The organism is Streptomyces sp. NPDC046939 (genome assembly GCF_040644575.1).
GTDB lineage: Bacteria > Actinomycetota > Actinomycetes > Streptomycetales > Streptomycetaceae > Streptomyces.
The window spans coordinates 80535-93423 of sequence record NZ_JBEYWV010000013.1 but is presented as its reverse complement, the minus strand read 5'-3'; the positions used below and the strand labels follow the sequence as shown (position 1 = coordinate 93423).

The 12889-nt window shown below is 73.3% G+C and carries 12 protein-coding genes; 10 read left to right on the top strand and 2 right to left on the bottom strand.

Translation table 11 applies throughout. The features are described 5' to 3' along the window. The first annotated feature begins 82 nt into the window (after positions 1-82). The 9 genes from ABZ877_RS16430 to ABZ877_RS16390 all read left to right on the top strand — a co-directional run bounded on the left by ABZ877_RS16430 (position 83) and on the right by ABZ877_RS16390 (position 10713). Positions 83-568: a TrkA C-terminal domain-containing protein gene (locus ABZ877_RS16430; RefSeq protein ID WP_361070749.1), complete on the top strand. Its 486-nt coding sequence runs from the start codon at positions 83-85 to the stop codon at positions 566-568. Positions 569-572: 4 nt separating this feature from the next. Further along, positions 573-1814, top strand: coding sequence for a cation:proton antiporter (locus ABZ877_RS16425; RefSeq protein WP_361070746.1), 1242 nt, complete (start codon positions 573-575; stop codon positions 1812-1814). Positions 1815-1935: 121 nt separating this feature from the next. Next, entirely contained in the window at positions 1936-3462 is a 1527-nt protein-coding gene (locus tag ABZ877_RS16420; RefSeq protein WP_361070743.1) for an MFS transporter, read from the top strand. Positions 3463-3612: 150 nt separating this feature from the next. Continuing rightward, on the top strand, positions 3613-4140 hold the full coding sequence (locus ABZ877_RS16415) for a GAF domain-containing protein (RefSeq protein WP_361070740.1): 528 nt from the start codon (positions 3613-3615) through the stop codon (positions 4138-4140). A 44-nt stretch (positions 4141-4184) separates the two neighbouring features. Continuing rightward, a complete protein-coding gene (locus ABZ877_RS16410) occupies positions 4185-5471 on the top strand; it encodes a sensor domain-containing protein (RefSeq protein ID WP_361070737.1) in 1287 nt (428 codons plus the stop codon). A gap of 22 nt (positions 5472-5493) precedes the next feature. Continuing rightward, positions 5494-6141: a response regulator transcription factor gene (locus tag ABZ877_RS16405; protein WP_361071090.1), complete on the top strand. Its 648-nt coding sequence runs from the start codon at positions 5494-5496 to the stop codon at positions 6139-6141. Between the two features lie 4 nt (positions 6142-6145). Next, entirely contained in the window at positions 6146-6625 is a 480-nt protein-coding gene (locus tag ABZ877_RS16400; RefSeq protein WP_361070734.1) for an NUDIX domain-containing protein, read from the top strand. Positions 6626-6729: 104 nt separating this feature from the next. Then, entirely contained in the window at positions 6730-8124 is a 1395-nt protein-coding gene (locus tag ABZ877_RS16395) for an NADP-dependent succinic semialdehyde dehydrogenase (RefSeq protein WP_361070731.1), read from the top strand. A gap of 141 nt (positions 8125-8265) precedes the next feature. Then, on the top strand, positions 8266-10713 hold the full coding sequence (locus tag ABZ877_RS16390) for a polysaccharide lyase 8 family protein (protein ID WP_361070728.1): 2448 nt from the start codon (positions 8266-8268) through the stop codon (positions 10711-10713). Positions 10714-10747: 34 nt separating this feature from the next. Here ABZ877_RS16390 and ABZ877_RS16385 read toward each other — a convergent pair whose 3' ends face one another. After that, positions 10748-11725 carry an alpha/beta hydrolase gene (locus ABZ877_RS16385; RefSeq protein ID WP_361070725.1) on the bottom strand — a complete coding sequence of 326 codons (978 nt, stop codon included), beginning with the start codon at positions 11723-11725 and terminating at the stop codon, positions 10748-10750. 105 nt (positions 11726-11830) lie between these two features. Between ABZ877_RS16385 and ABZ877_RS16380 the strand changes: the two genes are divergently transcribed. After that, entirely contained in the window at positions 11831-12439 is a 609-nt protein-coding gene (locus ABZ877_RS16380) for a TetR/AcrR family transcriptional regulator (protein ID WP_361070722.1), read from the top strand. Here the strand turns inward: ABZ877_RS16380 and ABZ877_RS16375 are convergent. Then, positions 12425-12853, bottom strand: a complete 429-nt coding sequence (locus ABZ877_RS16375) for a hypothetical protein (RefSeq protein WP_361070719.1) — start codon at positions 12851-12853, stop codon at positions 12425-12427. The two genes, ABZ877_RS16380 and ABZ877_RS16375, sit on opposite strands and share 15 nt — an antisense overlap. Positions 12854-12889: the final 36 nt, after the last annotated feature.

Here is a 12889-nt window from a genome sequence, read left to right as displayed (position 1 = left end):
GGTGACAGGCGCCGCAAAAGATGCAGCAGCCACCTAACGCCCGCCGGGACCGCCCCGGACACGCACGGACAAGGGGAGAGACGTGCCCGCTTCACGCCTGAGCAGGACACCATTGCCGGGGATCGGATTCCGCTACGACCTGACCACCCGAGAACAGCGCCAGATCTCGGTCGTCGCGCACCGGGACGGAGGCCGCACGCTCAGCGCGTACCGGGCGGACGACCCCGACGCCTGCGCCCTGTCGCTGAAGCTGACCTCGGGCGAGGCCGCGTACCTCATCGACGCGCTGATGCCCTCCCACCACAGCCCCAATCTGCTGCACACCACCGACCTCGGCCTGGTCGCCGAGCGCATCGAGATCCCGGCGACCTCGCACTGGAACGGGCGGCTGCTCGGCGAGACGCACATGCGGACCGAGACGGGCACCTCGATCGTCGCCGTGCTGCGCCGGACCGAGGCCATCCCGTCGCCGACGCCGGACTTCCGGCTCGCGGGCGGGGACACGGTCATCGTGATCGGTACGCGCGAGGGCGTCGAGGCGGCCGCCGCGATCCTGGGCAGGGAGTGATCGGATGCATTCCGCTGTCTTCCTCATCGAGTTCGGTGCGATCATCCTGGCGCTCGGCCTGCTCGGCCGCCTCGCCGGGCGGCTGCGGTTCTCGCCGATCCCCCTCTACCTCCTCGCGGGGCTGGCGTTCGGCGAGGGCGGGCTGCTCCCGCTCGGCGCGAGCGAGGAGTTCGTCGCGATCGGCGCCGAGATCGGCGTGATCCTGCTGCTCCTGATGCTCGGCCTGGAGTACACGGCGAGCGATCTCGTCAGCAACCTCAAGACGCAGTACCCGGCCGGACTCGTCGACATGACGTTCAACGCGCTGCCCGGCGCCGCCGCCGCCCTCCTGATGGGCTGGGGCCCGGTGGCGGCCGTCGTGCTCGCCGGTGTCACCTGGATCTCGTCGTCCGGCGTGATCGCGAAGGTGCTCGGCGACCTGGGACGCCTCGGCAACCGGGAGACACCGGTCATCCTGAGCATCCTGGTCCTCGAGGACCTGGCCATGGCCGTCTACCTGCCCATCATCACGGCGCTCCTCGCCGGGGTCGGCTGGGCGGCGGGCGGGCTCACGCTCGCCATCGCCCTCGGCGCGGCCGGGCTCGTCCTGTTCGTCGCCGTGCGCTACGGGCGGCACATATCCCGGTTCGTCTCCAGCGACGACCCGGAGAAGCTGCTCCTCGTCGTCCTCGGTCTGACGATCCTGGTCGCGGGGCTCGCCCAGCAGCTCCAAGTCTCCGCCGCCGTCGGCGCGTTCCTCGTCGGCATCGCGCTCTCCGGTGAGGTCGCCGAGGGCACGCACACGCTGCTCTCGCCGCTGCGGGACCTGTTCGCCGCCGTGTTCTTCGTCTTCTTCGGCCTGCACACCGACCCGGCCAGCATCCCGCCGGTGCTGCTCCCGGCGCTGCTCCTCGCGGTCGTCACGGCCTGCACGAAGATCTTCACCGGGTACTGGGCCTCGCGCCGGGCCGGGATCTCCGTCAAGGGCCGCTGGCGGGCCGGTGGCGCGCTCGTCGCGCGCGGCGAGTTCTCCATCGTCATCGCGGGGCTCGCGGTGACCTCCGGCATCGAACCGCGGCTCGGCCCGCTCGCCACCGCGTACGTGCTGATCCTGGTGATCGTGGGCCCGCTCACCGCCCGCTACACCGAGCCGCTGGCCCAGAAGCTGTTCGCCGGACGCACGGCGAAGGCCGCCCCGGCGGCCGCGGTCCCCGCCCCGCGCGCGGCCGAGGAGGAGGCCGCGTCGGTGGACGAGCGGCTCGGCTGAGCCACTGCCCTACGGCGACCTGGGGGAACGGCCGCGTTCTCCCCCGGTCGCCGTACCCGGGCCGGGCGCTTAGCGTGGTGGACGGGGTTGATCAGAGGTGCACCCGGATCTGGAGGCCACCATGGATCGCTCGCCCGAGTCCACCGGGACGTCGTCCGAGGGCATACGCGACACACCCGGTGACGGTGCGACGCCGTACGCGGGCGGTGGCAAACACGAACACCGCTGGCTGATCCTCGCCGTCATCGGCATCGCACAGCTCATGGTCGTCCTCGACGCGACGATCGTGAACATCGCCCTGCCCTCAGCGCAGAAGGACCTCGGCTTCAGCGACGGCAACCGGCAGTGGATCGTCACCGCGTACGCGCTCGCGTTCGGCTCCCTGCTGCTGCTCGGCGGGCGCGTCGCCGACCTGATGGGCCGCAAGGCCGTCTTCATCGCGGGCCTCATCGGCTTCGCGGTGGCCTCGGCGCTCGGCGGTGCGGCGCCCAACTTCGGGGTCCTCGTCTTCGCCCGCGCCCTGCAAGGCTTGTTCGGCGCGCTTCTCGCCCCGGCCGCCCTGTCCCTGCTGACCACGACGTTCACGGATCCGCGCGAGCGCGCGAAGGCGTTCGGCATCTACGGCGCCATCGCGGGCGCGGGCGGCGCCGTCGGCCTGCTGCTCGGCGGCATCCTCACCGAGTACCTGGACTGGCGCTGGTGCCTGTACGTGAACCTGCTGTTCGCGGCGGTCGCCATCGCCGGAGGCATGCGCCTGCTGCACGGCGGCCGTCCCAAGGACCGGCCCGAACTGGACGTGCCCGGCACGGCGCTCGTCACCGTCGGCCTGTTCTGCATCGTCTACGGGTTCTCCAACGCCGAGTCGCACCACTGGGGCTCCTTCCTCACCTGGGGCTTCCTCGTCATCGGCGTCCTGCTGCTCGCCGCGTTCACCTGGTGGGAGATGCGGGCGCCGCATCCGCTGCTTCCGCTGCGCGTGGTCCTGGACCGCGACCGCGGGGCGTCGTACCTGGCGATGTTCCTCTCGGGTGCGGGCATGTTCGGCGTGTTCCTGTTCCTCACGTACTACCTCCAGCAGATCCTCGCGTACTCGCCGGTCATCACCGGTGTGGCGTTCCTGCCGATGGTGGCGTGCATGGTGTTCTCGTCCGTCGTCACGACGAACTACCTGGTGCCCACGCTGGGCCCGAAGCCGGTCGTGCCGCTCGGCATGGCCCTGACCGCCGGCGGCATGGCGTGGCTGACCGCGCTCGATCTGCACAGCACCTACGCGGCGCATGTGCTGCCGCCGCTGCTCATCGCCGGTATCGGCCTCGGTCTGATCTTCGCCACGGCGATGAACCTCGCGACGGCCGGCGTCGAGACGCACGACGCGGGTGTCGCCTCCGCGATGGTCAACACCAGCCAGCAGGTCGGCGGCTCCATCGGCACGGCGCTGCTCAACTCGCTGGCGACGAGCGCCGCGACCCATTACCTCAAGGGCAAGAAGCCGTCGCCGCTCGTCCAGGCGGAGGCGTCGATGCAGAGCTACTCGACCGCGTTCTGGTGGTCGGCGCTCTTCTTCGCCATCGGCTTCGTGGTCACGCTCGTGCTGTACCGCCCCGGCGTCCCGAAGTCGGCGGCGACGGACGGCGCCGCGCACATGTGACACCGCCGCGCCGGGGCGCACCGGTTCGGCTCCGTCATTCAGGGGGCATACCCCCTTTGCAAGTTCCGCCCGTCCGGCCGCGCGCCGGGCGGGCGGCGCTTCCGCTGGCGGGGCGGACGGGCCAAGGGCCGGACCAAGGGGGAAAGAGCCATGCGCGGCGTGCCGTACGAGGCGTACCAGGTGGACAGCGAACAGCTCGCGACGGCGTTCGTCGAAGTGGCGGACGCCGCCGTACGAGGCGGTTCGCACGCCCTGATCGCCCTGGTGGGGAGCTGTATCTCGCTGCTCGACGTGCCTTCCGCGACGGCCGTGCTCAAACCGCCGACGGGCCGCGTGGAGCTGGCCGCGTCCGACAACCGCGGCCTGCGCCTCGAGCGTGCCTCGCTCTCCTGGGGCGAGGGCCCGGGACCGGACTGCCGGGCCTCGGCGCAGCCCATCCGTGGCGTGCCACTGGCACATCCCTACGCGCGGGCCAACTGGCCCTCGTACACGGCGATGGCGCGCTCGCTGGGCTTCGCCTGCGTGGTGGCGGTGCCGCTGCGCGCCCCGGACCGGACGGTCGGCTCGCTCAGCCTCCTCTCGGAGCGGCCGGGCCCGCCCGGCGCGCTGCAACTGCGCCTCGGCCAGCACCTGGCGGACGCGACCGCCCTCGGGGTGCTGCCCCGCGTCCGAACCTGACCAAGGGGTGGTGATGACCGGATACGGCGAACACGGTCGCCGCGGTGCGTGAGCGGCCGACCGTCGCCACGGTCCTGCGGGCCCCGCTGACCCGGCGGGCGTGGACGGAGGCGGCGTACACCCTGCTGTCCTACGTCCCCGCGGTCGCCGGTTTCCTGCTCGTCCTGGTCGCTCTCGCCCTGGGCGCGGCGTTCACACTGACCCTGGTCGGCGCGGTGCTCGGCGCCCTGTTCCTGCTCGCCGGCCTCGCCCTGACCCGCTCCCTCGGCGCCCTGCAACGGCGCCTGGCGCACGCCTTGCTGGGCGTGGACGTCGCGGCGCCGGGCGGGCCCCGGCCGGGCGGCGGCGTCCTCGCGCGCGCCGAGGCCCGGCTGCGTGACGCGGCGGCGTGGCGGGCGGTGGCGTACCTGGCGGTGAAGCTGCCGCTGGCGATGGTGAGCCTGTACGCGGTGTCGTGGTGGGCGATCGGCGCGATCAACCTCGTCGCCCCCGTGCGGTGGGCGGTCGCACCGGACGGCCTGAGCCTCGTGACGCCGCTGCCGTGGGGCGGCGGGCCCGGGCTGCACTCGCCGGGCGCCGCGTTCGGCACGGCGGTCGTGGGGTGCGCGATCCTCGTCGCCGCCCCCTGGCCGACCCGCGCGGCCGTCGCCGTGGACCGCCGCCTCGTACGGGCGCTGCTCGGCCCGGACCGGCTCGCCGAGCGCGTACGGGACCTGGAGGAGACCCGGGCGCTCGCCGTGGACGAGGCCAACGCGCGGCTGCGGCGCCTGGAGCGCGACCTGCACGACGGGGCGCAGGTCCGCCTCGTCGCCCTCGCGATGAGCCTGGACATGATCCGCGAACAGCTCGACGACCGGGACCGGCCTGGGCTGCGCCGCCTGGTCGAGACGGCCAGGGACAACGCGGCGGGCGCGCTGACCGAACTCCGCGACCTCTCGCGCGGCCTGCACCCCGCCGCCCTCGACGGCGGTCTCACCGACGCCCTGACGACGCTGGCGGCCCGCGCCCCGCTCCCCGTCGACGTCGCCGTGGACCTGCCCGCACGGCCGACCCCGGCGATCGAGTCCCTCGCGTACTACTGCACGGCCGAGCTGCTCGCCAACGCCGCCAAGCACAGCGGGGCGGAGCGCTGCCGCGTGGAACTGACGTCCGGCGGCGGGACGTTGCGGCTGCGGGTGACGGACGACGGGCGGGGCGGCGCGCGGATCGTCCCCGACGGCGGACTCGCGGGGCTCGTGCGCCGGGTGCGGACGGTGGACGGGACGCTGGAGGTGACCAGTCCGCCGGGCGGCCCCACCTCGGTGTCGGTACAGTTGCCGCCCCATGCCTGAGCCTTCGGAGGGGAGGCGGGCCGTGCGCGTGGTCATCGCCGAGGACGCCGCGATCCTGCGCGAGCTGCTCACCCAGATGCTCACCCTGCGCGGGCACGAGGTCTGCGCGGGCGTCGCCGACGCGGACACGCTGCGCGCCGCCGTGGCCCAGCACCGGCCGGACGTGGCGGTCGTCGACATCCGGATGCCGCCGACCCACACCGACGACGGGCTGCGCGCCGCGATCGACGTCCGCCGAGAGCACCCCGGCACGGGCGTGCTCCTCTTCTCGCAGTACGTCGAGACGAAGTACGCCGCACGGCTCCTCGCGGAGGGCTCGGCGGGCGTCGGGTACCTGCTGAAGGAGCGGGTGGCGAACGTCGCGGAGTTCACCGACGCGCTCACCCGCGTCGCGGCGGGCGGCACCGCGCTCGATCCGGAGGTGGTGACGCAGCTCGCCGGGGCGGGCCGGCGCACGGCGGAGCTGGGCTCGCTGACCGGCCGGGAGCGGGAGGTGCTGACCCTGATGGCCGAGGGCCGCTCGAACGCGGCGATCGCCCAGTGCCTCCATGTCTCCCCGGGCACCGTCGAGAAGCACGTCGCGGCGATCTTCGGCAAGCTCGGGCTGCCCGTCTCCGAGGACCACAACCGTCGCGTACTCGCGGTCATCCGCTGTCTGCGCGGAGAATGACCCCATGGCCGACGGGACGACGAAGCGCACGAGACGCAGCGCGGGCCTGCTCCTCTTCCGCCGCACACCCGGCGGCCCCGAGGTGCTGCTCGGGCACATGGGCGGCCCGTTCTGGGCGCGCAAGGACGCGGGCGCCTGGAGCGTCCCCAAGGGTGAGTACGAGCCGGACGAGGCGCCCTGGGACGCGGCGCGGCGCGAGTTCCAGGAGGAGCTGGGGCTGCCCGCGCCGGAGGGGACGCCGCTGCCGCTCGGTGAGACGGTGCAGTCGGGCGGGAAGCGCGTCACCGTGTGGGCGGTGGAGGGCGACCTCGACCCGGCGGACATGGTGCCGGGCACGTTCACGATGGAGTGGCCGCGCGGCTCGGGCCGGACCGCCGAGTTCCCGGAGCTGGACCGCGTGGCGTGGTTCGGCCTCGACGCGGGGCGGGCGGTGATCGTCAAGGCGCAGGCGGTGTTCCTGGACCGGCTCGCCGAGCACCTCTGACGATCACGTCTGACGGCGAGGGGGCCGGGTACGCGGGGGACTCCGCGTTGCGCGTCCGCGCGCCGCGCGGGAAGGTCGGAGAAACCCGCTCAGGAGGTCGCCCCATGCCCATCGCGACGGTCAATCCCGCGAACGGCGAGACGCTGAAGACGTACGACGCCCTCTCCTCGGAGGACATCGAGCAGAAGCTGGCCCTGGCGGCCCGGACGTTCGACTCGTACCGCACGACGTCGTTCTTCGACCGGGCGCGGATGCTCCAGCAGGCCGCCGACCTGCTGGACGCGGACACCCCGGACATCGCCCGCGTCATGACGACGGAGATGGGCAAGCCGATCGCGGCGGCCCGCGCCGAGGCGGCGAAGTGCGCGAAGGCGATGCGCTGGTACGCGGAGAACGCCCAGCACCTGCTGGCCGAGGAGCACCCGGCCGAGTCGGACGTACGGGACTCGGGCGCGTCCCGCGCGGTCGTGCGCTACCGGCCGCTCGGCGTCGTGCTCGCGGTGATGCCGTGGAACTTCCCGCTGTGGCAGGTCGTCCGGTTCGCCGCGCCTGCCCTGATGGCCGGGAACGTCGGCCTGCTCAAGCACGCGTCGAACGTCCCGCAGACCGCCCTCTACCTGGAGGACCTGTTCCGCAGGGCCGGGTTCCCCGAGGGCTGTTTCCAGACGCTCCTGGTCGGCTCCGGGGAGATCGAGAACATCCTGCGCGACGAGCGCGTGGCGGCGGCGACGCTGACGGGCAGCGAGCCCGCGGGCCGCTCCGTCGCCTCGATCGCCGGTGACGAGGTCAAGAAGACGGTGCTCGAACTGGGCGGCAGCGACCCGTACGTGGTCATGCCGTCGGCGGACATCGCCAAGGCCGCGAAGACGGCGGTGACGGCGCGAGTGCAGAACAACGGCCAGTCGTGCATCGCGGCGAAGCGGTTCATCGTGCACGAGGACGTCTTCGAGGAGTTCCGGGACGCGTTCGTGGCGGGCATGCGGGAGCTGACGGTGGGCGATCCGCTGGACGAGTCCACGGACGTCGGCCCGCTCTCCAGCGAGCAGGGCCGCAAGGACCTGGAGGAGCTGGTCGACGAGGCCGTCGAGTCCGGGGCGACCGTGCTGTGCGGCGGTCAGCGGCCGAAGGAGCTGGCGGACCGCGGCTGGTTCTACGAGCCGACCGTCCTCACGGACATCACGCCGGAGATGCGGATCCACCGCGAGGAGACGTTCGGCCCGGTCGCCACCCTGTACCGGGTCGCGGACCTGGACGAGGCGATCGCCGTCGCCAACGACACCCCGTTCGGCCTCAGCTCCAACCTGTGGACCGGCGACGAGGACGAGATCGAGCGGTTCGCCCGCGACAGCCAGGCGGGCGGCGTCTTCGTCAACGGCATGACGGCCTCGCACCCGGCGCTGCCGTTCGGCGGCGCGAAGCGATCCGGGTACGGGCGGGAGCTGGCGGGCCACGGGATCAAGGAGTTCTGCAACATCACGACGGTGTGGGTCGCGGCCTGAACGGCCCGAACGACCTGAACGACAAGGCGGCCCCGTCGAACGATCGAAACGCTCAACTTGGTCGTTTCTCTTGAGCGTTCGAAACTCCGGATGCTAGAAACCGCTTACCACCAGCGGCCACTCCAGCATCCGGAGCCTCTCATGACGTCGCACACGCCCTCCTCGTCCTGGTCGCGCCGCGGCTTCCTCGCCTCGGCAGCGGCGACCGGAGCCGCGCTCACCGCCGGGCTCCCCCGCCCCGCGGTGGCCGCCGCCGGGGAGGGCGACGCGTTCGCCGCCCTGCGGGCGAAGTGGCGGGCGCTGTACCTCGGCGAGGGGTTCAGCCCGACCGCGGAGCCGTTCAGGTCGAAGCTCGCCACGCTCGGGGCGCAGGCCGGGGCGTGGCGCGACGCGATGGCCCCGGCGGACGGCTCCCTGTGGCCGGACGCGGTCTTCGGCGACCCGGACCCCGACACGGACACCGAGTCGTACGGCTACTCGGAGCGGGTCCAGACCAGCTACGAGCGCGTACGGGTGATGGCGGAGGCGTTCTGCCAGCCGGGCACGGGTCTGACCGGCGACGAGAGCCTGAGGGCCGCCGTCCTGACCGCCGTGGACCACCTGGGCGCACAGGTCTACAACACGTCGCGGGCCCCGTACGGCAACTGGTACAACTTCCAGATCGGCGCCCCGCAGCGGCTCCTCGACATCGCGATCCTGATGTACGAACACCTCGGCGCCGAGCGCCTGACGGCGGCGGTCGAGGCGATCGACCACTTCGTACCGGACTCGCTCGTCGCGAAGTACACCGGCACCAGCACCGGCGCCAACCGCATCGACCTCTGCCGCGTCCTCGCGCTGCGCGGCATCCTCGACGGCACGGCGGCCAAGGTCGCGCTCGCGCGGGACGCCGTCTCGCCGGTCTTCCCGTACGTGACCTCGGGCGACGGCCTGTACGCGGACGGCTCGCTGATCCAGCACACGTACGTGCCGTACACCGGCTCCTACGGCGCCGTCCTCATCGACGGCCTCAGCAAGCTGTTCGCCCTGCTCGGCGGTTCCGCCTGGGCCATCACCGACAGCAAGCGGCAGATCTTCCTGGACGCGGTGGAGGACGCGTACGCGCCGTTCCTGCACGACGGGCTGATGATGGACAACGTGTCCGGGCGGGCTGTCAGCCGTGGCCTGGCCGCCAACGACCCGCTGCGCATCCAGCAGGACGACCACGCGCGCGGCCACGGGGTCATCGCCTCGATCCTGCTGCTCGGGCAGGGCGCGAGCGCCGAGGAGAACGCGCGCTGGCGGGCGCTGGCCAAGGGCTGGTACACACGCGACCGCGTCGGCGACGTGACGGCGGGCCGCACCCTGGGGGTCGCCGCCCTGTCCCGGGTGGCGTCGCTCCTGGCCGACGCCGCGGTGAAGCCGGCCGCCGAACCGACCGGCCACCGGGTGTTCCCCTCGATGGCGCGGGCGACCCATCGCACCAAGCGGTTCACGGCGTCCGTCTCGATGTCCTCGAAGGCGATCACGTTCTACGAGCACGGCAACGGCGAGAACGTGCGCGGCTGGCACACCGGTTCCGGAATGCTCTACTGGTGGGCCGAGGGCACCGGCGGCGGGCAGTACAGCGACGGCTACTGGCCGACCGTGGATCCGTACCGGCTGCCCGGCACCACGGTCTCGCGCAAGCCGCTCGCGGACGCCGAGGGCGGCGCGTGGGGCGCGTCGCGGCCCGACACGACGTGGGTGGGCGGCGCGACGGACGGCACGTACGGGGCGCTCGCCCAGGACGTGCGCGGCCTGTCCTCGACGCTACGGGCCAAGAAGTCGTGGTTCTTCCTCGACGACGCGGTGGTGTGCCTGGGCGCGGGGATCAGCGGCGCCGACGGTGCGGGCGTCGAGAGCGTCCTGGACACCCGCAACCTGGGCGCGTCGGGCACGGCGCGCCTCACGGTCGACGGCCGCGCCCAGCCGGTCCTCCACCCCTGGAACGCGACATTTCCCCGCGCGAGTTGGGCGCACGTGGCGGGCCACGGCGGTTACGTCTTCCCCGGCGGTACGTCCCTGACGGCGCTCCGCGAGGAACGCACCGGCACCTGGAAGTCCATCAACGGCGGTGGCTCGGCCGACCCCGTGACGCGCCGCTACGTCTCCCTGCTGGCGGACCACGGCACCGACCCCACCGACGCGTCCTACGCCTGCGTGCTGATGCCGGGCGCGGACGAACCGCGTACGGCGGCACGGGCCGCCGACCGGGGCTGGCTGCACATCGACGCCAACTCAGGCGCCCAGCAGGGCGTCCGCGTCCCCTCCCTCGGAATCACCGGGGTGACGTTCTGGGAGCCCGGGACGGTCGGTCGCGTCACCGTGGACGCGCCGCTGATCGTGCAGATCCACGAGAAGCGGGACGGCACGGCGACGGTCACGGTGGCCGACCCGAACCGCTCGGTGCGGGGCGCCACGCTGGTCTGGCGGCGCCCGGTGCGGGAGGTGACGTCGAAGCCGGGATCGGTGACAGCGGCGACGACCGGCTCCGAACTGGGTCTCGTCTTCGGTGACTTGAGCGCGACGGGCGGTCTCTCGCAGAAGGTGACCGTGCGGGTGCGGTGAGGGCCGGCCGCGCCGGGCCCGGTACCGCAGGTGGTCACTCGGTCGCCGCCGGGGCGAGCGTGTCGCGCAGGAAGTCCAGGATCTCCGTGCGGGCGTCCCCGGCCTGGGGGACCAGGCCCGGCAGGCTGAGGAACGCGTGCACCGCTCCCGGGTACTCGGTGAGACGCGTGGGCGTTCCGGCCGCCCGGAGCGCTTCGGCGTAGCGGCGGCCGTGGTCGGCCACCGCGTCGTGCGTCGGCACGATCAGGAGCGCCGGGGCGAGCCCGCCGAGGTCGTCGGCGTAGAGGGGCGAGAGCGGCCGCGGGTCGGTTCCGTCCGGCAGGCCGAGCCGCCGGGTCAGACGCAGTTGCGCCGTGGCGAGGGACGGGCCGTCGCCGTGCTCGGCCACCGACGGGTAGTCGAGCATCGTGTCGGTGACGTCGACGGCGGGGTTCACGAGCACCTGCGCCCGCAGGCGCGGGCCGGTCTCCCGGGCGCGGAGCGCCGTGAGGGCGGTGATCAGCGCGCCGCAGCTCTCCCCGAACACCGCCACGCGCGCCGGGTCGACGCCCCACTCCCCCGCCTGCCGCGCCACGTGCTGGAGCACGTCCCAGCCGTCGTCGACGGCGTTCACCAACGGGCTGTCCGGGGCGAGGAGCCGGTGCTCGACCGAGACGACGACCGCGGGCAGTCGGGCGGCGACGTGACTGGTCACCCAGTCGCTCTGCACGGCCGTCCCCACGAAACCGCCGCCGTGCACATGGACGACGAGGGGCAGGCCGGACCCCTCGGGCGCCGCCAGCGGCCGGTGCACCCGGACCGGGAGGTCGCGGCCGGGCAGCGCCACGGTCTCCCAGGTGATCGAGGCGCCGACGTCCGGCTGCCCGGTGACCGCCCGCGCCGCCTCGGAGGCGCGGAAGCGGTTCTCCGCCTCGCGGTAGGCGAACAGCTCCGCGTCCGTGACGGTCAGCCAGTCCGGCGCCACGGGCCTCTCCGCCTGCTCTTCCGTAGCGATGGTTGCGCGCTCGCTCATGTCCTGTTCTCCCCACCGGAGCCATGGCCCGACCATTCCGAGACCTGAGGTATCGAAACCTAAGGTATCGAAACTAAGAGGAGCGTAAGGAGCTATCGTCCGGACATGCCACCGACCACCCCCGCCTCCCCCTCAGGCCGGCCTCCCGGGCGCCCGCGCAGCGGGGTCAACGCCGAGGTCTTCGCCGCGACCCTGCGCACCGTCCAGGAGCTGGGCTACGCGCGCGCCACCGTCGAACGCATCGCCGCGGCCGCCGGTGTCGCCAAGTCGACGGTCTACCGGCGCTGGCCGACGAAGGGCGCGCTGATCGTCGACTGCCTCCTGGACGCGTTCGGCCCGGCGCCGCTCACGGGGGCGAGCCGGGCCGAGATCATGACGTCGACCATCCGCTGGATCGCGGCGACGATCGGTGAGCCTGGGGTGGGCGACGCGTTCGCCGGTGCCTTCAGCGACGCCGTCAGCGATCCGGCGCTGCGCGAGATCCTGTCGGCCCGGCTCCAGGACCCGTACCGCGTCGCGCTCCAGGACGCGCTCGGCGAACCGGAGCGGCGGGTCTTGTTCTTCATCGACGTGGTCGTCGGGGTGCTGCTGCACCGCATGGGCATGACGGGCGCGCCGATGGCCGAGGCGGACGTCGACGCGCTGGTCGACATGGTCCTGACGCACTTCGGCGCGGACCGGGAGGCGGAGGCGGCGGGCTCAGGGCAACAGTGACCGGATGTCGCTGGGCAGTTCGCTGGGCAACTCGGACGGAAGCCCGGAGGGAAGGGCGGAGGGAAGCGTCGACGGCAGCTCGCTGGGGAGCCCGCTGGGCAGTGCGCTCGGCAGCTCGCTCGGGATGCTGAGCGAGGGCGAGGGCCTGCCCGTCCGCCCCTTGTCACCCGGGGACTTGTCGTCGCCGCCGTCCGAGGAGCGCGTCACCAGGAAGACGACGACGGCGACCACCACGGCGAGGCCGACGAGCACGCCGATCACCAGGTACGGACGCCGCCCCGGCCCGCGCGGCTCCTCGGGCGGCGGCCCACCGAACCCCCCTCCCTCCGGCGGCCCGAACCCGCCACCGCCCGGGGGCGGTTGCTCACTGGGAGGCCAGGGCGGCTGCTGCGGGGGCGGCGGGGGCATGGACATGTGCCCAGAATCCCGTCAGGACCGTCGCGGCGCGAC

Bases quoted from the DNA above. Each gene is read 5' to 3' on its own strand.
- ABZ877_RS16385 (WP_361070725.1), bottom strand. From the start codon at position 11,725: ATGAGCGAGCGCGCAACCATCGCTACGGAAGAGCAGGCGGAGAGGCCC.
- ABZ877_RS16400 (WP_361070734.1), top strand. From the start codon at position 6,146: ATGGCCGACGGGACGACGAAGCGCACGAGACGCAGCGCGGGCCTGCTC.
- ABZ877_RS16425 (WP_361070746.1), top strand. From the start codon at position 573: ATGCATTCCGCTGTCTTCCTCATCGAGTTCGGTGCGATCATCCTGGCG.
- ABZ877_RS16380 (WP_361070722.1), top strand. From the start codon at position 11,831: ATGCCACCGACCACCCCCGCCTCCCCCTCAGGCCGGCCTCCCGGGCGC.
- ABZ877_RS16395 (WP_361070731.1), top strand. From the start codon at position 6,730: ATGCCCATCGCGACGGTCAATCCCGCGAACGGCGAGACGCTGAAGACG.
- ABZ877_RS16375 (WP_361070719.1), bottom strand. From the start codon at position 12,853: ATGTCCATGCCCCCGCCGCCCCCGCAGCAGCCGCCCTGGCCTCCCAGT.
- ABZ877_RS16415 (WP_361070740.1), top strand. From the start codon at position 3,613: ATGCGCGGCGTGCCGTACGAGGCGTACCAGGTGGACAGCGAACAGCTC.
- ABZ877_RS16420 (WP_361070743.1), top strand. From the start codon at position 1,936: ATGGATCGCTCGCCCGAGTCCACCGGGACGTCGTCCGAGGGCATACGC.
- ABZ877_RS16390 (WP_361070728.1), top strand. From the start codon at position 8,266: ATGACGTCGCACACGCCCTCCTCGTCCTGGTCGCGCCGCGGCTTCCTC.